This window comes from Frankia gtarii (assembly GCF_025403375.1).
GTDB classification, from domain to species: Bacteria; Actinomycetota; Actinomycetes; order Frankiales; family Frankiaceae; genus Frankia; species Frankia gtarii.
In genome coordinates, this window is record NZ_JAMPTM010000494.1 from 1 (window position 1) to 2,119 (window position 2,119).

The window sequence follows — 2,119 nt, forward strand, 5'->3', positions numbered from 1 at the left end:
GAACGCCCTCAGCTCGACGCAATCTGCGGATCTCCGCCCAGTCCTCCACCTTCAGCACCCCTCCTACACCAGCAGGGGGTCAGTTTTCGCGGCCCCCTGGGGGGTCAGTTTTCAGGAGGCGGCGACACCAGTCTGGTCCGGCCCGACCCATGACGACGTCGACTCCTTTCTCCGGCTTGCCCACGCGCTTGGCGTTGCTGTGCCCCGCGGAGTACGCGCCGAGCTGGACGGCCTCGTGAGCCGCTTGGCCCGCTCGCCGGGCACTGCCTTGCTGCACGGCGATCCGTGCCCGGGTAACGACCTGCATACCGGTAGCGGTGTCAGGTTCATCGATTTCGAGCAGGCGGCGCTGGGCGACGGGCTCACCGAACTCGCCTACCTGCGCATCGGGTTCCCGACCTGCTGGTGCGTCACCGCCCCGCTGCGGCCGTTGCTGGACGCGGCGGAGGCCGCCTACCGTGCGGCATGGCGCCAGCAGACCGGTCTCGATGTTTCAGACGATCTCACCGACGCGTGTGCTGGCTGGCTACTGCGAGGCGATGCGCTGGTCGAGCGGGCCCGGCGTGGGACTCGTGACCATCTGGCCAGGGTTCCTCGCCGTGACTGGCGTTGGGGCACGGCGACGGCGCGCCAGCGGCTCGCTCATCGCCTCGGAATCCTCAGCGAGATGACCGCTGACGGTGGCGAGCTGGAAGAGCTGGGGCAGCTCGCCGCGGCCACGCGCGACAGCATCCTCACCCGCTGGCCCTCACTGCAACCGCTGCCCGCGCGCCGGCCATGAACGCCTCTCCGACGGGAAAGGCCATGTACCAAAACGCTCACCGATTCTTGAGGTGTCGAACCGTGGGAGGCCGCGAACGCGGCTTCGGCGGCTTTGGCTGTGGGAGCTCACAGCGTTCAAGGTGCGCTACTCGGAGAGTTTGGCGCCTTCTCCTCGGAGGCGGGTGAAGAGCACGTCGACCTCGTCGGGTGGGGCGTCGCGATAGGTGGACCAGGCGTCGAGGATTTCCTTGGCGCCGAGGATCATGGTGTCGGGTAGGCCGGCGGTGCGTAGGGCGGCGGCGGCCTCGGCGAGTTCGGGTGACCATCGCCAGGCGCGTGCGGCGACGGAGGGCAGGTAGTCGGGTTCGGCGAGGATGGGTGGGCTGCGTCGGTGTCCTTCCTCGGTGAGGGCGTCGGCGACGCCGTAGTGGTCGGCGAGGGCGTGTGCGAGTCCGGCGAGGGCGCGGCTGGCTTTCTGGAACACGGCCTGTGCGGTCTTGAGTGCTGAGGCGGCGCCGAGTTGGGTGGAGATCGGTACCGCTTCCAGAGCGGATCCGGTGAACAGGTTCACCACGGTGGCGGTGTCCTCGGGGGCGCCGGCGAGGTAGAGGCGGGTGGTGCCGGGTTCGGTGGGGGGTGGTCCGATGATCGAGCCGTCGACGAGGCGGGCTCCGGCCTGTGTGAACGCCTCGGCGATCGACGTCATCCGCTCGGGGGTGATCGCGTTGGCTTCGACGAACAGCCCGCGGCGGAAGCCGGCGGCCAGGACTTCCGTGGCGACCTGGTCGGCGAACTGCGGCGGACACAGGGAAATCACGATGTCGGCGTCGTGAACAAGCGTGGCGAGATCCTGCGCCGGCTGCAGTCCGGCGGCGGTGGCACGGTCCGCCGTTGCGGTGCTGCGCCCGTCCGGCAGCCAGAGCACCCGTGCGGCCAGGGCGGCCTGCCGGCCGACTGCTGCGCCCATCGCGCCGGGATGCAACAGGCCGACGGTCGGTTGCTGCAGGTTCATGCGGTTGAAGTGTCGTCGGCACGGCCGGAGGCGTCCACGGCACTGGCGCAGATGGTGAGGGCTTCTTCGTGGAGATGCTGGCCGGCGCGCCGCAACGAGTCCATCATCGCTGCTTCGTCTCCGAGGTGGCCGGTAGCGCGGGCCTCCAGCGCGGCTGTCCGCTCGCGGGCGGTTTCGCGTAGCGGCTTCGGCGGGTGCGCGTCACGGATCTGTTCTCGCCAGGTCGATGATTTCTGCGGCGCGTCTGCCGGTGGCGGAGGCGTGTTGGAGGCGGAGGAAGGCTTGGCGGTAGGTGTTGACCTGGGTGGGGTCGTCGATGTTGACGGGGCGGGTGAGGAGTTCGAT

The 2,119-nt window shown here is 69.5% G+C and carries 2 protein-coding genes; one reads left to right on the forward strand and one right to left on the reverse strand.

Annotated elements, in window-relative coordinates; translation table 11 throughout:
- Positions 1-781 (forward strand): phosphotransferase family protein (locus NBZ83_RS31775; protein WP_261576470.1); only part of this gene is annotated, 781 nt, incomplete at its 5' end.
- A 126-nt stretch (positions 782-907) separates the two neighbouring features.
- Here the strand turns inward: NBZ83_RS31775 and NBZ83_RS31780 are convergent.
- Positions 908-1,774 carry an NAD(P)-dependent oxidoreductase gene (locus NBZ83_RS31780; protein ID WP_261576471.1) on the reverse strand — a complete coding sequence of 289 codons (867 nt, stop codon included), beginning with the start codon at positions 1,772-1,774 and terminating at the stop codon, positions 908-910.
- Positions 1,775-2,119 lie beyond the last annotated feature (345 nt).

Bases quoted from the DNA above. Each gene is read 5' to 3' on its own strand.
- NBZ83_RS31780 (WP_261576471.1), bottom strand. From the start codon at position 1,774: ATGAACCTGCAGCAACCGACCGTCGGCCTGTTGCATCCCGGCGCGATG.